The sequence below is a fragment of the Periweissella fabaria genome (genome assembly GCF_918814575.1).
Taxonomy (GTDB): domain Bacteria; phylum Bacillota; class Bacilli; order Lactobacillales; family Lactobacillaceae; genus Periweissella; species Periweissella fabaria.
In genome coordinates, this window is the sequence record NZ_CAKKNS010000008.1 from 57745 (window position 1) to 79774 (window position 22030).

The following is a 22030-nucleotide window of genomic DNA, read 5'->3' on the forward strand; positions in this document are numbered from 1 at the left end:
TCCGATTTACAAAAATAAAAAGCGAATGCTCAATTAAGAGCATTCGCTTTTTTGATATCAATGTACTAGTTGCTACTTACTTTGGTAAGTTACTGATTAAAATACCACCAATAACAATCAAAATTGAACCTGCAATAATGAATTTCATTTGCGTTGAAGTTTTACGTTCTTTCAAAATGAAAATCCCACCAAATGTACCAACGATAATTCCCATTTGGGCAATTGTTACCGCAACAGCTTGACCAATGGTTGCTGTTGAGATAAACATTGCTAAGTTACCAATTCCCCAAACACCACCAGTTAAGATGTTACGCCAAGTTGGAGCTTGGAACATAATTTTACTTTCACGCATAAAGAATAATACGATGATAAAGGCTCCTACAACCATCCCAATTGATTGGGGGAAGATAGTTGCGGTTAAGTAGTCAACACCGTGATTACGGTTAGCAACAGCATTTGAAATGTAACCAAATTTACGCATCATGTTAGGCACAATAAAGTAACCTGCATAACCAATGGTTGAAATAACTAAGGCCACAATACCACGTGTTGTTTCAGTTGATTTAGCAGTGTCGCCAGCGGCAATTGCTGCATCACGTTTAGCAGTCAAAATTGCTCCAATCACAACTAACAATACCGCTAATGAACCAAACAACCATGCTTTACCAGTTTGCCATTCACCAAGAATTGTTGCTGCCAAAGCTGCGTTACTTACGATTTGGCCAGCATTTGACCAAGGAATCGCATTTGACACGCCCATTGCCTTAATTGCCGTAAATTGACCAGCTTGACCAACAGCCCATAATAAACCAGATAGTAATCCAACTACCCAAATATTAGATGCCATATTAATGTGATTTGGTAAAACAAAGCATAGGTAAGTGAGTAATCCAAATACCATAGCTCCAAAAGTCATTCCTAAAGTTTGTTGTCCAGCTGAGCCACCTAACTTGGTAGAAAATAATCCAGTTGAACCCCATGCTAATGCTGGAATTAACGCAATAAGTATAAACATAATTCTTCTCTCTTCTCTCTAAAAGTCAACGAATAATATCAACTATGATATTTTATACCATTGTAAACGTTTACACAAGTGGCTATGTACAATTATTTTACAATTTTTTCAAATTTAATCCTTAATAGCCTTCGCGTAATTTAATAGCACATCAATGCTGGTAGTTAAGCTAATTTCATATAAGCCTTCTCACTTTCGTCGCCCTTTTTTCGTAAAAATTACTAGTATCTGCTTAATTTTCCAACTTAGATGGTTCGTGTAAACTACTTTGTGATAATATACACAGTATCAATTTACAAAATTATTAGTTTCTTGTCAGTTAATGTCTAAAATATCGCCGTGCTTATCATAATAAAAAGCATTTCACTTCAATTTATGATACAATAATATGTGTTACTTTTCGGGGCCGTTTTGGATTCGACGGGTATTGGTCGCGCTATGACTGCATTTAGGGGTTGTGGCCCTATAATCCACTCAGTCAGAATAACTGCAAACAATTCAAACAAAACTTACGCATTAGCTGCTTAATAACCAGTTAGCGTAGTCTAAGGCATGTTCGTCCATGATATGTTTTAGACCACTAATAGTGGACTACGCTTTTAAACTTTAATCCAGAGTGCTAAAGCGGAAATTAATTGGATTAGCCGTTCTGATCACGAAGTCAATTCCGTGTGCGGATTGGTGAAATTTAAATAGAATTACTATGAATGTAGATGTTGTAGTAGTGAGATATTCGGACGCGGGTTCGAACCCCGCCGGCTCCATTTTATTGATTGTCTAATCGACCATCAACTCAAAGCTAGTATGAATTAACTTCATACTAGCTTTTTTGTACTAAAAAACACCGCGTAAAATATAAATTTTACGCGGTGTTTATTTTATAGTTTTATGATGCGGATAACCTTACTTCTTTAAATCAACTAACCAATTATTGTCATGACTAGCTTGATTTAATGTTGTTGGCGTGTCAATTGCGGCTGTGTTTATCGCAATAACCGTGCCCGCAAACGGAGTATCAAAGTCTAGAACAGCTTTCGTAGCTTCAACACTAGCAAGCGAGTCACCATCAGCCAAAATAGTTCCAACTTTGGGTAAATCAACAAATGAAATCTCACCTAATTCTTCTAGCGTCTTCGCTGTTAACCCTATCCGAACTGTTTCGTTAGTGCTTTCAACAGTCCAATACCACTTTTCACTCATCATAATCTCCTATTTATTACTAAATGAACTTCGATTTGTAAACATGTAACTCTTGTAATGATAACGCATTGACATAATTAAACCAACACCAATCAAGTTACCCAATAGCGCAGAACCACCTTGAGAAATAAATGGTAATGGAATCCCAGTCAATGGAAGTAATCCAATACTCATCCCTACATTTTCAAAAACGTGGAAAAGGATCATCATCACGACTCCAGTAGCAATATTAGCATAAAATTCATTACGCGTATCAAAAGTCACCCGAATCATTTGATAAATGAGTAAAAAGTACAAGAGAATCAATAATAAACCACCAATGAATCCAAAGTTTGAACCTATTACTGAAAAAATCATATCTGATTCTTGCACCGGAACGTGGACATGCATCACGTTAAAGCCGTTCCCAGTAAGTTGGCCAGATCCAATTGCTTTCATAGATTGCCACAATTGATATCCTGAATTAGATGTATCACCGGATGGATTTAACCACACATCAACTCGTTGGAATTGATATTGTTGAAATCCAATGTGATACAAGACTTGGCGGCCCCAATCAGTAGTCACAAAGGCTAACGCGGTTGCACCAATTACAGCAAATGAACCAATCATTGGTCCTAAAATACGCCACGAAATCCCTGAAACAATTAACATTCCACCAAAAATGGCAATAAATACTAACATTGTTCCAAAATCATTTTGTGCCTTTAATAACACAACAACCGGTAAAAGCCAGAGGACCATGACACCAAATAATTTAAAATCTGATCGTAAATCACGATCCGGATGTTTTGAATTATATAAAGTTATGACCCGCGCCATCATTAAAATAAATGCTGGCTTCATAACTTCTGATGGTTGGAAGGTCAATGGTCCTAACGCAAACCAACTTTTAGCCCCAGTTTTCGCCTCATATGCCCGTGAATAGAGGAATAACACCGCAAAGAGTAAAAATACTCCTAATCCATAGGCAAGTGGTGCAATTTTCCATAACTGTTCGGCGTCAAATTGCATGATTACCACCACAATTACAACCCCAATAAAGTACCAAATCGCTTGTGGCTTAATCATTCCCATCACATTGACAATATTCGGATCATGTGTGGCAGCAACATAAATTGATATTAAACCAATGATGGCCAACATCATTACAACAAAAACAATTCCCCAGTCAATTCGGGACTCATCAATTTTTGTCGTCTTCTTAATCCGTGCTTGCATTAATCTCAAGCCTCCATCTCAAATTCAACTGTTGAAACGCAAAGTACTCGCTAGCTGTGCAAGTTGTACTCAGCAATCACTCGACCTAATACTTCATCAAAGTTTTTGCCTTCCAACTGGCTTCCATCTTCAAACTTAGCCGTTACTAAATTTTCATTTACGGTAATTTGGCCAACTTTTTGTTTTCCAATCATTACATCTAGAGCGCCATTTTTTTGCTCTTCAAGTGTAACAGGAACTGTCCGATCTTTTTTTCCCATAATATTTCCTTTACAAAATCCTAATCTAATTTATGTTCTTGTTGTGCTTTCGTTATATCGGCAGCGTTCGTATTTCGCTGGAGGGTAAATTTATCTGGTACTGGATCATAGCCTCCTGGTACAAATGGATGACAACGTAAAATACGTGCCACAGCCATTAATGTACCCCGCATTGCTCCGTGTTTTTCAAGCGCAACTAAGGCGTAATTAGAACATGTCGGATAGTATCGACATGAAGGCGGAAATAGCGGTGAAATAAGTTTCTGATATAAACGCACAAACTTAATGAATGCTTTATTCATTAATTGAGGTGTTTTTTCTTACTATTCATGTGTTCGAGTAATTCACCGGCCCCTTGAGCAACATTATCAAGTGGGGCTTCTGAAATTACAACTGGTACTTGTAAAGCTTCTGATACTAATTCATCCATTCCTTTAAGTAATGAACCACCACCAGTTAACATAATACCACGATCAACAATATCAGATGCTAATTCAGGTGGTAATTGTGCTAAGACACCATGTGCGGCGCTAACGATTTGGGCCAAAGTGTCGTGTAACGCTTCTTCAACCTCATTGGCATTAATTTCAATTGAACGTGGCATTCCATCGTAGGCATCCCGTCCACGAACTTCCATTGTAGCTGGATTAGCTTGTTGAATAGCTGTTCCAATTTGGATTTTGATTGTTTCAGCAGTCCGTTCACCAATAACAAGACTGTGATGACGCTTAATGTAACCCACGATTTCTGAGTTCATTTTATCCCCAGCCACGCGGATTGAATCAGATGCCACAATATCACCAAGTGAGAGTACAGCAATATCAGATGTACCACCACCCATATCAATAACCATGTTACCGGTTGCTTTAAAGATGTCTAAACCAGCACCGACTGCTGCAACTTTTGGTTCATACTCAAGGAACACTTTAGCACCACCTGATTTTTCAGCAGCTTGAATAATGGCCTTACGTTCAATTTCAGTAATGTTAGTTGGCGCACAAATCATGATATTTGGTTTTGACAAGAAGCCTTTAACATTTAATTTGTTAATAAAGTATGTCAACATTGCTTCAGTTACATCAAAATCTGAAATAACACCATCACGTAATGGACGAATTGCACGAATATTACCAGGTGTCCGACCTACCATTTGGTATGCTTCTAATCCAACTGCTAAAATGCGGTCAGATTTTGCATCAACCGCTACAACAGATGGTTCATTTAATACGATACCCTTACCTTCAACATAGATCAGCACGTTTGCTGTCCCTAAGTCAATCCCGATATCTTTTGCCATGCTCTTTTCTCCTTAATTCCTAACTGTTTTACAAAATTATTATAATTATACCATTACCAACGGTGGGCTTCCAAACGGTATCAACGTTTTTTATTACTTTTATAGTTAATTAACTAAACCGCGTAATGCCTGAACTTGTTCAACAAAATTGATAAAGAACAAACTAACTAAATAACCGATAATAATCGCTAAAAAAATTTTTAAAATTTGGGCATAATTCGCCTTAGCAATTACTCGTTCAAACGGAATAGCATTCATAATTAAAAATGCTACATAAATTAAAATAATCTCTAAGCATATTTGTAGTAACGCCACAATTCCTGATGTCATTTAAATCCCTCCTGTAAAGCTACTTGCTAATCATACCATATCAGCACAAATAAAAAAGATTGGGAAGCAAAATGCTTTCCAATCTTTTTTATTACTTACTGGTAACAATCTTAATCCGGTTGACAGCTCGTGCTAATGCAACTTCTGCGCGAGCAAGTTCATTTGGATCATGCACCTCATTGGCATGACTAATATGTTCTTCGGCACGTTGCTTAGCTGATTCAGCTCGTTGCACATCAATTGCTTGAGCTGTTTCAGCACTTTCAGCCACGACAGTTAACGTGTTGTTTGAAAATTCGGCAAATCCACCGTTGACGGCAATGAATTCATCATCACTATCAGCAAACGTCACTTTAATTGCATCAATCTTCAGAGCAGATACAATTGGTTGGTGATTTGCCATCACTCCAATTGCACCACTAATTGTATTAATAACGGCTAATTTTACGGCATCACGTGCGAAAACCACGCCATCGGGAGTCACAATGTTGACTGCTAATGTATGTTCAGCCATTGAAAGCCTCCTTATTTAACCAATGTTTTGGCCTTTTCAACTGCTTGTTCAATTACCCCAACGTTACGGAAAGCATCTTCTGGTAAGTCATCGTGCTTACCTTCCAAGATTTCCTTAAATGAACGAACGGTTTCAGCAACTGGTACATATTCACCTTTTAAACCAGTAAATGTTTCAGCAACTGAGAATGGTTGTGACAAGAAGAATTGAATCCGACGAGCACGGTTAACAACTGTCTTTTCTTCATCTGACAATTCATCCATCCCAAGAATTGAGATAATATCTTGTAATTCACGGTACCGTTGTAAGACGTGTTGCACTTCTGTTGCAACATCATAGTGCTCTTGACCAACAACTTGAGGATCAAGCGCTGATGATGTTGATGCAAGTGGATCAACTGCTGGATAAATACCTTGTTGCGTTAAAGCACGTTCCAAGTTAGTAGTCGCATCCAAGTGCGCAAAAGTAGTTGCAGGTGCTGGGTCGGTGTAATCATCGGCCGGCACATAAACGGCTTGAATTGAAGTAACTGAACCCTTCTTAGTTGAAGTGATTCGTTCTTGCAATTGTCCCATTTCAGTTGCCAAAGTTGGTTGGTAACCAACGGCTGAAGGAATCCGTCCCAAAAGGGCAGAAACTTCAGAACCGGCTTGCGTGAAACGGAAAATGTTATCGATGAACAAGAGTACGTCTTGACCATTAACATCACGGAAGTGTTCAGCAATGGTTAAACCAGTCAAGGCAACCCGCATCCGGGCACCAGGTGGTTCGTTCATTTGACCATAAACCATGGCCGTTTTTTCCAAAACACCGGATTCTTTCATTTCGTGATACATATCGTTACCTTCACGAGTCCGTTCACCAACCCCAGTAAACACTGAGATTCCGGCGTGACCTGAAGCGATATTGTGAATCAATTCTTGAATTAAAACGGTTTTACCAACTCCGGCACCACCAAACAATCCAATTTTACCACCACGAACGTATGGAGCTAGCAAATCGATAACTTTAATTCCTGTTTCCAAAATTTCAGTTGAATTTGCTAATTGATCATAGGCTGGTGCTTCACGGTGAATGGGATCACGTGGTGCATCAGGACCAAATTCTTCACCATTATCGATTGTTTCCCCTAAGACATTAAACACCCGACCAAGCGTTGCTTCACCAACAGGAACCGAGATTGATTCACCTGTATCTGTAACGTTCATGCCACGTTGCAATCCGTCGGTTGAATCCATCGCGATAGTCCGAACGACCCCATCTCCAAGGGCAAGTGAGACTTCAACCGTTAAGGTTATACCCTCACCTTTGTCAATAACTAACGCATTGTTAATGTCTGGCAATTTGCCATCAAGCGGGAATTCAACATCGACAACTGGCCCGATAACTTGTAAAACTTTACCAGTACTCATAATTATGTTAATTCCTTTCGCAAATAAATAAATTTATTAATCTAGTGCAGCCATCCCACCAGTAATTTCAGTAATTTCGGTAGTAATTGCTGCTTGACGTGCTCGGTTGAATTGTAATTCAAGACTACTAATAACATCCTTAGCATTGTCGGAAGCTGAACGCATCGCATTAGCACTTGCGGCGTGTTCAGCTGTTTTAGCATCTAAAATAGCCCCATAGAGCATTGCCTCAACATATTGAGGTAATACGGCTTTTAAGATTGCCTCAGGTGATGGATCCATTTCATAACTTGCAAGTGTATCAGTTTCACCCGTTTGTTCAGCGTGGTTTTGTAATGTTGTTTCTGTAATCGGCAACATTGGCATCACTCGATACTCATTAGAAATCCGATTAACGAAATGATTATAAGCAATCGTTAATTCATCAAAAACATCACTTGCAAACATCGCCGTGACTGCTTTCACAATTTCACGAATTTCCATGAATTGTGGCACATCACTGACACCTCGATATTCATAGGTAACATTGAAGCCCCGTTTCTTAAAGAAATCAGCTCCAACACCACCTATGGCCAAAATTTCAGTATTAGCCGGTGTTAAATTCTTTTTAGCAAGTAAGTCTAAAGTTTGCTTTAATACGTTACTATTATAGCTCCCTACTAACCCACGATCAGAAGTAACTACTAAGATACCTGTCTTATTAACCGGGCGAACTTCAAGTAATTCACCTTGAGCATTCGCTAACACATGAGCTTGTGCTAAATGCGCAACAACAGCTTTGACATGTGTAACGTAAGCTTGATAACCAGCTGTATGCCGTTGAATTTGACTCAACTTAGCTGTCGAAACCATTTGCATGGCACTAGTAATTTGACCAGTTTTTTTAGTCGACGAAATTCGTCGTTGAATATCTTGTAAAGATGCTGGCATACTATTTCTCCTTCCTCAAAATTCAACTTGCTTTATTGAGCATCCGAAGCTTGGAAGGTTTTCTTGAAATCAGCAATTGCTGCATCCATCTTGTCTTCAGCTGGTAAGTTATGTGTTTCAAGAATTTCATCAAAAATTGCTTTATGTGATGCTTGAACATACTCGATTAATTCATCTTGGTAACGTTGAATATCTTCAATTGCAACATCATCAATAAATCCGTGCGTTAAAGCATACAGTACCAACACTTGTTGTTCAACTGGCATTGGTTTGTGCAATGGTTGTTTTAATACTTCAACTGTCCGACGACCACGTGCTAATTTAGCTTGGGTAGCTGCATCAAGATCTGAACCAAATTGCGCAAATGATTCAAGTTCGTGATATGAAGCCAAGTCAAGCCGAAGTGTTCCGGCAACTTTCTTCATCGCTTTAATTTGGGCATCCCCACCAACCCGTGATACAGAAGTACCAGCATCAATCGCTGGTCGAACCCCTGAATAGAATGAATCTGAATCCAAGAAAATTTGACCATCGGTAATTGAGATAACATTGGTTGGGATATAAGCAGAAACATCACCCGCTTGAGTTTCGATAAATGGTAAGGCTGTCATTGAGCCACCACCTAATTCATCGCTTAACTTCGCTGCCCGTTCAAGCAAACGTGAGTGGAGGTAGAACACATCCCCAGGGTATGCTTCACGACCAGGTGGCCGACGAAGAATCAATGAAAGTTCACGATAAGCCGTCGCTTGTTTTGATAAATCATCATAGATAATCAAAACGTGTTTACCATTAGCCATGAATTCTTCCCCAATGGCTGCCCCAGCATAAGGTGCAAGGAACAACATTGGTGCTGGCTCAGAAGGACCAGCTGTCACAACGATGGTGTAGTCTAAGGCACCTAAACGGCGTAAAGTTTCAACTTGTGTCCGTACGGTTGAATCTTTTTGACCAATGGCAACATAGATAACGATCATATTTTGATCTTTTTGATTCAAGATTGTATCAATGGCCAATGATGTTTTACCAGTTTTACGATCACCGATAATCAATTCACGTTGACCACGACCAATTGGAACTAAGGCATCAATCGCTTTAATCCCCGTTTGAAGTGGTTCGAAAACTGATTTACGTTCCATAACGCCAGGTGCTTTATGTTCAACTGGTCGTGTTTTAGTTGTTGCAATTTCGCCAAGACCATCAATTGGTTGACCAAGCGCGTTAACAACGCGTCCAATCATCGCTTCCCCAACTGGAACTTCCATAATCCGTCCAGTTCGTTTAACCGTATCGCCTTCACGGATGTCATCAAATTTACCAAGAATAACGATACCAACATCGTTTGATTCAAGATTTTGTGCCATCCCAAAGACACCGTTTGAAAACTCAACCAATTCACCAGCCATAGCATTGTCAAGACCGTGCACGCGGGCAACTCCATCCCCAACGTAGGTAACGGTCCCAGTTTCTTCAACTGTAAGCTCATCTTGGTAACTAGCTAATTGTTGCTTGATGAGAGCACTGATTTCCTCAGCCTTAATGCTCATACCGGTTTCACCTCTTCATGTTTATTTAACCAACATCCGACGAATTTTAGCAATTTTAGTTGCTAAGCTACCGTCAATAATTTTGCCGTCAGCTTGGACAACAACACCACCGATAATATCGGGATCAATTGTTGTAGCTAAAATTACTTCGTTTGCGCCAAGATGTTGGGCTAAGCGTGTTGCTAATTGTTCTTTTTGGCTCGTTGAAAGTTCAACAGCCGTAGTTGCATTAGCATGCACAATTTTGTTTTTATCATTCACTAATCGATTGAAATATTCAATAATCAAAACCACTGCATCCAAATGTTGATATTCAAAAATCATTTGGATGAATTTAGCTACCAATGGATGTGCATCTTGTTTGAGTAAATCAACAATTGTTTGCTTTGCCGTACTAGGTAGGCTTGGACTAGATAATTGTTCAATATATTCAGGATTCGATATAAAAATTTTGTGAATAGCCTTCAAATCATTTGTTACTACTTCTAATTCATTATTTTCACTAGCTAACTCAAAAAGTGCCCGTGAGTAACGTTTAGCTAACGTTATTGAATTAAGCTTCATGATGCGCACCTAACCCTTCAATATAAGAGTCGATTAACGCTTTTTGATCATCCAACTTCAATTCCTTTTGAATAATCTTGGTTGCGATTTGAACAGATAAATCAGCAACTTCATTTTGCACACTGGCTAACGCATCACGGCGAGCTTGTTCAATTTCGGCTTGTGCTGAAACTTTAAGTGAACTTGCATCCGTTTGTGCTTTATCAATAATTGCTTGCCGTTGTTCATTACCTTGGTTCTTGGCGTCAGATACAATTGTGGTTGCTTCTTGACGGGAAGCTTTTAATTGTTCTTGACGCTTAGCTGCCAACTCTTCAGCTTCTTTACGGGCATCTTCAGCCGAATCAATATCTGCAGCGATTTTATCAGCCCGTTCTTGCATCATTTTAGTTACTGGACCCCAAGCAAATATTCTTACTAGGACGAGTAAAAGTGCAAATGAACCTAAGATAAAGAGCATATCACCGAAATATAATTGATTACTTGCTAAAATATCAACTGAAAACATTATGCCACCTCACTTTCTTCTAAATTTTTAAAGCAGTTTACTTGAAAAGTAAAAGAAGTGAAATAACGAAACCTAAGATTGGCACAGCTTCAACAAGTCCAACCCCGAGGAACATCGCACCACGTAACTTACCTTCTAATTCAGGTTGACGGGCAGTTCCTTCAATCATCGCTGCGATAACGTGACCATTACCAATACCAGCACCAATAGCGGCACCACCGGCTGCAATACCGGCACCAATTTGAGCTAAGTGACCAATGTTTTCCATTTTGATAAATCCTCCGAATATTGTATATTCCAAATTTTTTAATTAAATAAGCTTATAGTTCTTCAACTATTGTTTTCTCAGAGATATAAACCATTGCTAGTGTAACAAAAACATATGCTTGCACACTACCGATGAAGACTGAGAAACCTTGCCAAACGACTTCAAGAATGATTCCCGGAATAAATGTTAATACTCCATGTGAGAATGCAAAACTAGTAATCAAATTAAGCAACATTTCACCAGCCATAATGTTACCGAACAACCGCAACCCTAAAGTCAGGAAGCTTGTAAATTCTTCGATAAGGTTAACCGGGAATAAGAATACGTATGGACTTAAGTAGTTATTTTTGAAATACTTCTTAAATCCAAGCGTGGCTACCCCAAGATAGTGAGCCATAACAATCATAATCATTGCTAAGGTCATGGTAAGAATCGGATCAGCCGTTGGACTCTTTAGATAAGTAAAATCACCAATTTTAACTTGAAAAATCAAACCAAGTTGGTTGGCAATAAATATGAATATAAAGAGAACAAATGCTAATACGCGCATATTTTGCCCCGTGCGGTTTGGCAATGACGATTCGACAATTTTATTTGTAAAATCGATAATCCATTCAAGCACATTTTGCTTACCGCTTGGACGAATTTGCGGCCGCCGTGACAACCATAAAATTAGGAAAAACGTAATTAACATAACAACCGTTATTGAAATCAGATTGGTAATGTTAAATGTTAGCCCTAACCAGCTAAACGTCGGAGCTTTTTTACCCACACTAATTCACCTCTTTTCTCCTTCAAAATTTAATCTACCGATACTTTGTAATAAATAAATTATCGTTTTTTGTTACTTGTGATAATCATTACTCAAAATACACCCCAAATACTACTCCTTTGCTATAAAAAATACAATCATATTTTTTTAATAAAATTTACTTAAAAATGCCTATATAGCAACATATTTAAGAGAGTAAGCGTTTTCATTAGGTTTTCAGTTTTTTTTAAATTTACAAAACTAAATTATTTCTTTCACAAATCATCAACATTTCCTTATTTTTATTATATATTATATCGCAATAATCTTATAGTAATTGCCATTGGGTTTTAATTATATTACTCTGGCCTATTAAATCATTAGGCCTAATCCGAACATTCATCCTATTACTTTCTACTTCATCGTAAACTTTAAGCATTGTGATAATTTTCCTATCATCATATTTTTTCTTGAATATATTATCAAAATTGTAAATTTCATCAAAAAAAGCATTCTATTTTTAAATAAAATAGAATGCTTTTTAATTAAATTTTTCTAATTAGTAGCGGTAATTTATTCTTTTTCTGATGCAGCTTGCTTTGGTAGAATTAAGTTAAGTACAATCCCTAAAATGGTTGCAACCGCCAATCCAGAAAATTGCGTTTGCCCAAGTTGAAGATAAGCATTACCAATTCCGATAACTAAAATCGTTGAGGCAATCATCAAATTGCGCTTAACGTTAAAATCAATTTGATTATCGACAATAATACGTAAACCTGATGATGCAATAACCCCAAAAAGTAAGAAGCTAATTCCACCAATAACCGCACCTGGAATTGATTGGATTAATGCAGATAGTTTACCAACGAAGGCAAATAAAATGGCAAATGTTGCAGCTCCACCAAGCACCCAAACAGAGTGCACACGAGTTATTGCAAGAACCCCAATATTTTCACCATATGAAGTTACAGCTGGTCCCCCAAAGATACCGGCAACAATTGAGGCTGTCCCATCACCAGCTAAAGTGCGCTTAAGACCAGGATCTTGGAAGAAATCACGATTGGTTAATTTGTTAAGAACCATAATGTGACCCATGTGCTCAGTCATAGTAACTAACGCCAATGGTGCCATCGCAAGAATTGCTCCTAGTTGGAACGTTGGCTTGTAATTAACAAATGGAATATCAAATGCTGGTAAAGCAAACCAGTGAGCGGCCATGACCGGCGCAAAATCAACTAAGCCCGCAAAACATGCAATTACATAACCTGTCACAATTCCCAAAAGAATTGGAATTAAACCAAGGAACTTACGTAAAAACATATTGTATGCAATGGTAATCAATAACGTTGCAATCGCAACAATGAAGACCCGAATATCGTAAACACTCTTCGTTGCACTAATGTGACGCATAGTTGCATTAGTTGCTGCAGAACCTGCTAATGAAAGCCCAATAACCATGACGATTGGACCAACGACAACAGGTGGTAAAATTTTGTTAATCCAATCAGAACCAACAATTGTCACCAATAAGGCCACAATCAAGTAAACGGCCCCAACAGACCAAATCCCTTGGGCAATCGCTGGATAACCCGCTCCGTGCATCAAGGCTAACATTGGTGTAATGAATGCAAAACTTGATCCCATATATGCTGGAATTTTAGCCTTAGTAATTAAGATATATAATAGTGTTCCAACCCCTGAACTAAATAAGGCCACTCCAGGGTTTAAACCAACTAGTAAAGGTACTAAAACGGTTGATCCAAACATTGAAAACATGTGTTGGAGTGATAACCCAAACCATAATCCTAGTTTTGGTCGATCACTAATATCTAAGACGACATTGCGCTCCATTTGTTCCATTTGTATTCCTCCAAAAAAATAAAAAAGACTGTGCCCTAGTTTATACTAGAACACAGCCGTATCATGCTAATCAAATAATTACAATTAATCAATTAATAACGAACCTTCTGTGTCTCACAGGACAATGTTAAAGGGTAATAAAATTGTTATTAAATATAATACTAAATATCTTATCAAAAAGCAATAAAAAAAGTTATCTAATTTGTTATTAGATAACTTTTTTCAGAATTATTTTGTTCCAAATAAACGGTCACCAGCATCTCCAAGACCCGGAACGATATATCCATGTTCGTTCAAGCCATCATCGAGGGCAGCTGTGTAAATATCAACATCAGGGTGTTCTTCTTGAACGGCTTTAACCCCTTCAGGTGCAGAAACAAGCACCACCAATTTAATAATTTTAGCACCACGCTTCTTTAAAGCTTCAATTGCCATGTTCGCAGAACCACCAGTTGCCAACATTGGATCAACAATTAATACTTCCCGTTGATCAATATCTTCTGGTAATTTAACAAAGTATTCAACTGGTTGTAATGTTTCTTCATCACGGTACATTCCGATGTGACCAATCCGTGCAGCCGGAATCATACTAACAACCCCATCTACCATTCCAAGGCCAGCTCGCAAAATTGGCACAACTGCTAATTTTTTACCTGCCAAACGTTTTTTCACAGTAGTTGTGATTGGTGTTTCGATTTCCACATCTTCCAATGGCATGTCGCGAGTTACGTCATATGCCATTAACATCGCAATTTCATTGACCATTTCGCGAAAGACTTTTGTCCCAACTTTTTTATCGCGAATAATTGACATTTTGTGTTGAATCAAAGGATGATCTAAAACCTCAAGCTTACCCATTGTATGTACCTCACTATTTATTTTATCAGTATTAAGTATAGCAAACTGATGAGATGGTTTAAACTTAAATTAACTAATAACTAGCCGATGTTTATTATTTTTTACTTATTATCAACAATTTTAACTTTCGATAGGATATTTAGCTGTCAATTCACGAACTGCCTTTTGGTAATTAATTTTATTAGTCGCTACTTGCTCATGATGCATAAGGATATCAATGATTAATCGTACAACTTGACGGGCCGCTTGTTCATCAAAACCACGAGTCGTAATGGCTGGGCTTCCAATCCGAATACCTGAAGTCGCTGCTAATGTTTCGTTAGGAATTGGTTCTTTATTTGTCGTAATCCCTACTGAATCTAGCAATACTTCTGCTTGTTGTCCGTTTAAACCCGATGCTGTGATATCAATATTTAATAAGTGGTTATCAGTTCCACCAGTAATTACCCGAAAAGTACCATCAATAGTAAATTCATCTGCCATTGCCGCAGCGTTTTTTAATACTTGCTCAATATAGTGCTTAAATTCTGGCTGTAACTCTTCACCAAAAGCGACTGCTTTCCCCGCAATTACATGTTCGTGCGGACCACCTTGAGTTCCTGGAAAGACGGCTGCATTTAATATATCAGCATATTGGGCCTTAGCCAAAATCAAACCCGCTCGTGGCCCCCGTAATGTTTTGTGCGTTGTTGAAGTAACCACATCAGCATATGGAATTGGACTAGGATGTGCTCCTGTTGCTACCAAGCCTGCAATATGTGCCATATCAACCATTAACAAAGCCCCAACTTCATCGGCAATTGTCCGAAAACGTTTAAAATCAATCACCCGACTATATGCTGATGCCCCTGCAATAATTAATTTAGGTTGATATTTACGCGCTTGCGCTAAAACAGCATCATAATCAAGCCGTTCTGTTTTTTGATCCACGCCATAGTGAACAAAATTATATAATTTACCCGAAAAACTTGTATCACCACCATGGGTTACATGCCCACCAGCAGCTAAGCTCATTGAAAGTACCGTGTCACCAGGCTGTAAAAAAGCTTGATATACAGCTGCATTGGCTTGAGAACCAGAATATGGTTGGACATTCGCAAATTCAGCTCCAAATAACTTTTTAGCCCGTTCAATGGCTAATGTTTCAATCTCATCAATAACTTCATTACCACCATAGTATCGTGCACCAGGTAGCCCTTCTGAGTATTTATTAGTTAAAACAGAACCTTGGGCCATCCGAACACCTTTAGAAACAATATTTTCAGATGCAATTAATTCAATATTATTTGCTTGGCGCTCTTCTTCTTGCTTAATTAGTGCCCATAAAATTGGATCTTGGTCTTGATATGTCATATGTTAGCTACCTCATTATTTTTTATCATTTTAGCAAATTTACAGCATTAATGTGTATAAAAAAAGTTCACTGAAAAAATTTTTTCAGTGAACTTTTAGTTAGTGTCACAATAATTATCTTAAGTATAGCGAACAAACAAGACGCTCATAATTTGTTAACCCGTCATTTATCAAGATACTTACATTTCAACATCAAAATACTGACCACTTGAAGCTTTACCAAGGCGGTTATTGTAGGCTAAACCAACCCCTTCATCCGCAAAATGATGCACTAAAATCGTCTCAACATCATCTCGTTCATCAAAGTACCGTAAACCAGCAAACAACTTAGCGTTCGCTGTTGTAACATCTGTCCCCAATGACCAGACAAAATCCATGCCTGCTAAATGATTAGCTTCGATAATTTCATCGGTAGCCATAATTCCAACTGGTTCAAGTTGTTGTTGGGCCCAAATAATGGCTGCTGGCCATTGGTCAGGAGTCACCATGTAAACCGGTACATCTGGTGCGTAGTGGCGATATTTCATGCCGGGTGCCTTAGGTGTTTCATCAGCACCAACTTTACGATGTTCAGAATTAACCGCTCCAATTACCGCTTCTAAAGCTTCTTGAGTTACGGCACCGGGACGCAAAATTGTTGGTACATCAGTTGTAATATCAATTACGGTTGATTCAACACCTACCGCAGTTGCACCATCGTCAATAATTCCCGCAATTTTACCATGCATATCATGCCAAACATGTTGCGCAGTTGTTGGTGATGGCTTCCCTGAAGTGTTCGCACTTGGCCCAACAATTGGCGTATCTGCTAACGTTATTAACTGGCGGGTAACTTCATTTTCAGGTAATCGAAAGGCGACAGTTGGTAACCCACCGGTCACAATTGGTGATAATGCGCCTTCATTATAACGCATAATAATCGTTAAAGATCCTGGCCAGAAGTTTGCGATTAATTTTTCAGCAATTGCTGGAATTTCGGATACAAAGCGTTTAACCATCTCTACATTAGCAACCGTGACAATCAATGGATTATCAGATGGCCGATTTTTAGCGGCAAATACTTTTTTAACTGCACTTTCCTTAGTCGCATCAGCACCAAGACCATACACTGTTTCCGTTGGAAAAGCGATGACTTGACCTTTTTTAATTAATTCGGCCGCCGCAGCTAAATCAGTTGTAGCGGTTTTAAACATTTTGGTTTCCAAAATTATAACTCCTTCTCTTGTTTGTTAAATACCCGTATCATACGATCGTGGTTACTTAAATCTTTAATAATATCAACTTGTGCCTGTGGTAAACTTTGTTGCATCAATTCAGCAACAGCCGGACCCTGATGTAATCCGATTTCAAAATATGCGCGCCCATTTGGTGCTAAATAACTTGCTAATTGGCGCGCAATTGCTTGATAAATTGCCAAACCATCATTATCAGCAAACAACGCTAAATGTGGTTCATAATCAAGCACATTTTGGTCCATAATGTCAGTCTCAGAAGCAGCAATATATGGTGGATTTGAGACGATAATATCATAACTTTCAGTGATATTAGTAAAAACGTCACTGGCTATAAATTCTAATTTAACATCGTTATTGGCCGCATTCTGTTGCGCCACCGCTAAAGCAGCTGCTGAAATATCACTAGCCGTTATTTCCCATGCTGGCCGTTCACTTTTTAAAGTCACGGCAATAGCACCCGAACCAGTACCAATATCCAAAACATTTTGTATAGTAATCGGACTATCATTTAAAATCAATTCAATTAATTCTTCCGTCTCAAGTCGGGGTATTAAAACCCGCTCATCAACCATAAATGTGCGCCCAAAAAATTGCGCCTCACCTAAGACATATTGTACTGGCTCACCGGCCCTAACACGTAGTACGGCTGTCTTAAAATCTTCAAAATCAGGCATTGTATCACGTAAATGTAAAATTAATTGTGAATAACTCCATTTATGCTGCGTCATCAAAATTAAATTTACATCTGCTTCAGACAAATAAGAAAAAGCCCATTGACGGGCTTCAAAATAAGTATTAGGCATTGTTTTTCAACGCTTCCATTTTGGCAGTTTGATCAGCAATCACAAGTGCATCAATCACATCTCCAAGTTCACCATTCACAATTCGATCAAGTTTATTTAACGTTAAACCGATACGGTGATCAGTTACCCGGTTTTGAGGGTAATTGTAAGTCCGAATCCGTTCTGAACGGTCCCCAGTACCAACCGCTGATTTACGTTCTTCTGCATAAGCTGATTCATTTTGTTGGGCAAAGTGATCATAAACCCGCGCCTTCATAATTTGTAAGGCTTTGGCACGGTTTTGTTGTTGTGAACGTTGATCTTGCATTGAAACAACAATCCCCGTTGGCAAGTGCGTCATCCGCACAGCTGAACTAGTCTTATTAATGTGTTGTCCACCGGCTCCTGAGGCACGGAACACATCAACCCGTAAATCTTTATCTTCAATTTCAATTTCAACATCTTCAAATTCAGGCATTACCCCAACTGTGGCAGTTGAAGTGTGTACTCGCCCAGCTGATTCAGTTGATGGTACCCGTTGAACACGGTGAGCACCACTTTCATACTTCAACTTAGAATAAACATTAGTTCCTGAAATCATGACTACAACCAACTTGTATCCACCAACTTCAGTCATTGTTTCATCAATGATTTCAGTTTTCCAGCCTTGGCTTTCAGCATAACGCATATACATGTTTAATAAGTCACCGGCAAACAATGAGGCTTCATCCCCACCAGCGGCCCCATGAATTTCCATGATGATGTTTTTATCATCATTAGGGTCTTTGGGTAATAGCAAGATTTTAAGTTGTTCTTCAAGTTGACCTTTTTCAGTCTTTAATTCACTTAATTCTTCTTTAGTCATTTCAGCTAATTCAGCATCCAGACCTTCTGATAACATTTCTTCATCTTCAGCAATCGTTTCAACGACTGTCTTGTAGTGTTTGTAGACTTCATTTGTTTCACGTAATGAACCCTCTTCTTTTGAAAGGTCCATAAAACGATTAGTGTCTGCAATTACGGCTGGATCACTAAGCATTTCAGCAACTTCATCATAACGATCAGCTACTGATTGTAGTTTTTGAAAAATTTCATCCATTAAAATTGTCTCCTATAATAGTGTCTTTATTTATTTTGAATATTTAGCCTACGTTCATTAATCTTCTATCACGATATTATCAAGTGATGGGTGGAAGTAGTGTTCACGACATACTGGATAGTAACTTTCATTACCACCAATTTGGACTTGTTCGCCTTCGTAGACCGGTTTGCCATCATTAACACGTAAATTCATACTTGCTTTCCGACCACAGAACCAGCAAATAGTTTTAATTTCCTCAATTTTATCAGCAAAAATTAATAACGCTTCTGAACCTTCAAAAAGATGATTTTGAAAATCGTTTTTCAAGCCAAATGCTAAAACCGGAATATGCAATTCGTCAACAACTCGTGTCAATTGTAAAACATTTTCACGCGTTAAGAATTGGGCTTCGTCAACTAAGACGGCAAATGCATCTTCATTTAACTCGTTGACCAAATCAAAGACATCGGTATCAGCAAAAATTGGATGAGCTGGACGTGACATTCCAATCCGTGAAGCAACTAAACCTTCACCATAGCGATTATCTAAGCCACTTGTTAGAATAATGACTGATTTACCTTGTTCTTCATAGTTGTGGGCAACTTTCAAGATTTCAATTGTCTTACCACTATTCATTGCGCCATAACGGAAAAATAACTGTGCCATCGTTAGTTCCTTTCAAATAGAAAATTATATCGTTCGAATTTAATACAATACTATTTACCATTATAGCGGAAATTAGACTGAAAGGTAATGAAAAGCTTGCGAAAACTTTTGCTTTTTTTACAAATCATGTTTCTCTGGGTATCATCAAGATTTTTAAACATGTATAATAATAGCCATACATGGAAATATAAAGGAGTCTCAACATGACAATTCGCAGTTCATTTGCAAGTTTCGCTGGTAAATCAACGTACTGGCTACTCCATGATGTCTTACATCGTGGTGGTACTTCATTACCTGGGAAAATCGCTACTAATATCGATCCCGATATTTTAAAAAATCTCGCTCAAGACTTTGATGTCGTCTTGGTTACTGGTACAAATGGTAAAACGTTGACCACCGCTTTGATTACCCGCGTGTTACGTGAGAAATATCCTGATATTATCACCAATCCATCTGGGTCAAATATGATTCAAGGAATTACTGGGACATTGTTAACTGCTAAAACAGCGCACAATCAACGTCCGCTAGCAGTCCTTGAAGTTGACGAAGCCAATGTCGTATTAATTACTAAATATATCAAACCAAAGGTTTTTGTTTTAACAAACATTTTCCGTGATCAACTTGATCGTTATGGTGAAATTTATAGCACTTATCAAAAAATTGTCGATGGTATTAAATTAGCGCCTAATGCTACGATTATTGCTAATGGGGATTCACCAATTTTTATGCGGGATGATTTACCTAATAAAAAATTCTTTTATGGCTTTAATCATATGGATCAAAGCGCTGATTTTAAAGCACCTGCTAACACAGATGGTGTTTTATCACCAACCGACAATTCCATTTTACATTACCACTCAATTACGTACGCTAACCTTGGAGACTACTTTTCAACAACCGATGATTTTAAACGGCCACAATTAGCGCATGCCGTTACTAAAATTAACCAATTACATCCTAAGTTCTCTAATTTTGATATTGATGGGACTACTTTCCAAATCGAAGTTGGTGGTTTATACAATATTTATAATGCTTTAACCGCTTATGCTGTTGGACGCTTTTTTGAGGTTACGCCTGATCAAATTCACCATGCTTTTGAATCAAATGCGCAAATTTTTGGTCGCCAAGAATCAATTAATGTTGATGGTAAAGATGTCACGATTGTCTTAGTTAAAAATCCGGTTGGTGCCAATCAAATTATTGATATGATTGCAACGGAAGCTGATGATTATTCATTGATGGCCTTACTCAACGCTAACTATGCTGATGGAATCGATACGTCATGGATTTGGGATGCAAACTTTGAAAAGCTCCACCAAACTAACATTAAAAATGTAATTACAGGTGGTGAACGTTACAAAGACTTTAATGTCCGCCTAAAGATGGCCGGCTTCACTGATCAAGCGGTTTATCCTGATTTAAACGATGCAATTGACGCTATCAAGGCGGTTCCAACCAAAAAAGTCTATGTCATGGCAACTTACACAGCAATGCTACAATTACGGACTCACTTATTGGAACAAGGATACATTAAAGGACGGGTGACAGAATAATGACTGAACAACAATACAACGTACGCGTCGCTCATTTATATGGGGACTTAATGAACACATATGGGGACTACGGTAATATTATTGCTTTACGCTACTATGCCCAACAGATTGGTGTCGAAGTGAGTGATCAATTGGTGTCACTTGGTGATGATTTCAATGCTGATAATTTTGACTTTGCCCTCTTTGGTGGTGGTCAAGACTATGAACAATCAATTGTTGCCCCTGACTTACAACGGATTGGTAGTGAAGTCCGGCGCTTCATTGAAAACGATGGTCCAATCATTGCCGTTTGTGGTGGTTATCAATTACTCGGTAATTACTTTATTATGGCTGATGGCACCCGTGTAGAAGGAATTGGTGCCATGAATATTTACACTGAAAACCAGGCTACAACCCGATTTATCGGTAATGTTACCATCAAAAATCCCGAAACTGGTGAAGAATACCACGGCTTTGAAAATCACCAAGGACGTACCTACTTAAGTAATCAAGAACGACCTTTAGGTAAGGTTGTTATCGGTAACGGAAACAATGGTGAAGATGGTAACGAAGGCGTTATCTACCGAAATGTCTTTGGTACCTATTTCCACGGACCAATCTTAACGCGTAACGGTAACTTAGCATTACGGATGTTAGAATTAGCGTTGGTGCGGAAGTATCCAACCGTTGATTGGCACAGTAAATTGGCCAATGTGACCCCTGAATTTTTCTAAGCTATTAACCTAACATGCTACATGATTTATCATAAATTCAAAAAAAGGCGTAGGAATTAAATTTCCTACGCCTTTTTCTTGTACTAGTTAAATTTAAACTAGCACCCTTTTT

General features: G+C 38.4%; 24 protein-coding genes and 1 other RNA gene. 3 read left to right on the forward strand and 22 right to left on the reverse strand.

The genetic code is table 11. The annotated features are described in order from the left end of the window. Positions 1–76: 76 nt before the first annotated feature. Positions 77–1015: a GRP family sugar transporter gene (locus LQZ75_RS08315; RefSeq protein ID WP_230097363.1), complete on the reverse strand. Its 939-nt coding sequence runs from the start codon at positions 1013–1015 to the stop codon at positions 77–79. A gap of 402 nt (positions 1016–1417) precedes the next feature. Between LQZ75_RS08315 and ssrA the strand changes: the two genes are divergently transcribed. Continuing rightward, positions 1418–1782: a transfer-messenger RNA gene (gene ssrA, locus LQZ75_RS08320) on the forward strand. Positions 1783–1918: 136 nt separating this feature from the next. On the opposite strand, the gene LQZ75_RS08325 is transcribed toward ssrA, so the two are convergent. From LQZ75_RS08325 to LQZ75_RS08425, 21 genes are all read right to left on the reverse strand, one after another. Further along, a complete protein-coding gene (locus tag LQZ75_RS08325) occupies positions 1919–2215 on the reverse strand; it encodes a glycine cleavage system H family protein (protein WP_230097364.1) in 297 nt (98 codons plus the stop codon). Positions 2216–2224: 9 nt separating this feature from the next. Continuing rightward, positions 2225–3436, reverse strand: a complete 1212-nt coding sequence (locus LQZ75_RS08330; protein WP_230097365.1) for an FtsW/RodA/SpoVE family cell cycle protein — start codon at positions 3434–3436, stop codon at positions 2225–2227. Positions 3437–3486: 50 nt separating this feature from the next. Further along, the gene (locus LQZ75_RS08335; protein WP_230097366.1) at positions 3487–3696 is read right to left on the reverse strand and encodes a DUF2969 family protein; all 210 of its coding nucleotides are present in this window, start codon (positions 3694–3696) and stop codon (positions 3487–3489) included. 20 nt (positions 3697–3716) lie between these two features. Beyond that, entirely contained in the window at positions 3717–3998 is a 282-nt protein-coding gene (gene yidD, locus LQZ75_RS08340) for a membrane protein insertion efficiency factor YidD (protein WP_230097367.1), read from the reverse strand. After that, a complete protein-coding gene (locus LQZ75_RS08345; protein ID WP_230097368.1) occupies positions 3998–4993 on the reverse strand; it encodes a rod shape-determining protein in 996 nt (331 codons plus the stop codon). The genes yidD and LQZ75_RS08345 overlap by 1 nt, the downstream gene beginning before the upstream one ends. 105 nt (positions 4994–5098) lie before the next feature. Then, positions 5099–5323: a DUF1146 family protein gene (locus tag LQZ75_RS08350; protein ID WP_230097369.1), complete on the reverse strand. Its 225-nt coding sequence runs from the start codon at positions 5321–5323 to the stop codon at positions 5099–5101. 91 nt (positions 5324–5414) lie between these two features. Next, on the reverse strand, positions 5415–5837 hold the full coding sequence (locus LQZ75_RS08355; protein ID WP_230097370.1) for a F0F1 ATP synthase subunit epsilon: 423 nt from the start codon (positions 5835–5837) through the stop codon (positions 5415–5417). Between the two features lie 11 nt (positions 5838–5848). Next, positions 5849–7249: a F0F1 ATP synthase subunit beta gene (gene atpD, locus LQZ75_RS08360; RefSeq protein ID WP_230097371.1), complete on the reverse strand. Its 1401-nt coding sequence runs from the start codon at positions 7247–7249 to the stop codon at positions 5849–5851. A gap of 36 nt (positions 7250–7285) precedes the next feature. Beyond that, positions 7286–8179, reverse strand: coding sequence for a F0F1 ATP synthase subunit gamma (locus tag LQZ75_RS08365; protein WP_230097372.1), 894 nt, complete (start codon positions 8177–8179; stop codon positions 7286–7288). Between the two features lie 32 nt (positions 8180–8211). Further along, positions 8212–9726, reverse strand: coding sequence for a F0F1 ATP synthase subunit alpha (atpA, locus tag LQZ75_RS08370; RefSeq protein WP_230097373.1), 1515 nt, complete (start codon positions 9724–9726; stop codon positions 8212–8214). A gap of 21 nt (positions 9727–9747) precedes the next feature. Beyond that, positions 9748–10290 (reverse strand): ATP synthase F1 subunit delta, encoded by a 543-nt coding sequence (gene atpH / locus LQZ75_RS08375; RefSeq protein WP_230097374.1) that lies wholly within the window; start codon positions 10288–10290, stop codon positions 9748–9750. Beyond that, on the reverse strand, positions 10280–10798 hold the full coding sequence (atpF, locus tag LQZ75_RS08380) for a F0F1 ATP synthase subunit B (RefSeq protein WP_230097375.1): 519 nt from the start codon (positions 10796–10798) through the stop codon (positions 10280–10282). The genes atpH and atpF overlap by 11 nt, the downstream gene beginning before the upstream one ends. Before the next feature lie 37 nt (positions 10799–10835). Next, entirely contained in the window at positions 10836–11066 is a 231-nt protein-coding gene (gene atpE / locus LQZ75_RS08385) for a F0F1 ATP synthase subunit C (protein WP_168722341.1), read from the reverse strand. A 52-nt stretch (positions 11067–11118) separates the two neighbouring features. After that, the gene (gene atpB / locus LQZ75_RS08390; RefSeq protein WP_230097376.1) at positions 11119–11838 is read right to left on the reverse strand and encodes a F0F1 ATP synthase subunit A; all 720 of its coding nucleotides are present in this window, start codon (positions 11836–11838) and stop codon (positions 11119–11121) included. Between the two features lie 552 nt (positions 11839–12390). After that, positions 12391–13668 carry a solute carrier family 23 protein gene (locus tag LQZ75_RS08395; RefSeq protein ID WP_230097409.1) on the reverse strand — a complete coding sequence of 426 codons (1278 nt, stop codon included), beginning with the start codon at positions 13666–13668 and terminating at the stop codon, positions 12391–12393. A 237-nt stretch (positions 13669–13905) separates the two neighbouring features. After that, on the reverse strand, positions 13906–14535 hold the full coding sequence (gene upp / locus LQZ75_RS08400) for a uracil phosphoribosyltransferase (protein WP_230097377.1): 630 nt from the start codon (positions 14533–14535) through the stop codon (positions 13906–13908). Between the two features lie 120 nt (positions 14536–14655). Continuing rightward, complete coding sequence (gene glyA / locus LQZ75_RS08405; RefSeq protein WP_230097378.1) at positions 14656–15888, reverse strand: serine hydroxymethyltransferase; 1233 nt, start codon at positions 15886–15888, stop codon at positions 14656–14658. Between the two features lie 179 nt (positions 15889–16067). After that, positions 16068–17093: an L-threonylcarbamoyladenylate synthase gene (locus LQZ75_RS08410; RefSeq protein WP_230097379.1), complete on the reverse strand. Its 1026-nt coding sequence runs from the start codon at positions 17091–17093 to the stop codon at positions 16068–16070. Positions 17094–17095: 2 nt separating this feature from the next. Next, on the reverse strand, positions 17096–17926 hold the full coding sequence (gene prmC, locus LQZ75_RS08415) for a peptide chain release factor N(5)-glutamine methyltransferase (RefSeq protein WP_230097380.1): 831 nt from the start codon (positions 17924–17926) through the stop codon (positions 17096–17098). Next, on the reverse strand, positions 17919–19004 hold the full coding sequence (gene prfA, locus LQZ75_RS08420; protein ID WP_230097381.1) for a peptide chain release factor 1: 1086 nt from the start codon (positions 19002–19004) through the stop codon (positions 17919–17921). Before prfA ends, prmC begins: the two co-directional genes overlap by 8 nt. 57 nt (positions 19005–19061) lie before the next feature. Beyond that, positions 19062–19652, reverse strand: coding sequence for a thymidine kinase (locus tag LQZ75_RS08425; protein WP_230097382.1), 591 nt, complete (start codon positions 19650–19652; stop codon positions 19062–19064). A gap of 203 nt (positions 19653–19855) precedes the next feature. On the opposite strand from LQZ75_RS08425, the gene LQZ75_RS08430 reads away from it, so the two are divergent. Beyond that, entirely contained in the window at positions 19856–21205 is a 1350-nt protein-coding gene (locus tag LQZ75_RS08430) for a Mur ligase family protein (RefSeq protein WP_230097383.1), read from the forward strand. Then, entirely contained in the window at positions 21205–21918 is a 714-nt protein-coding gene (locus LQZ75_RS08435) for a type 1 glutamine amidotransferase (RefSeq protein ID WP_230097384.1), read from the forward strand. The genes LQZ75_RS08430 and LQZ75_RS08435 overlap by 1 nt, the downstream gene beginning before the upstream one ends. Positions 21919–22030 lie beyond the last annotated feature (112 nt).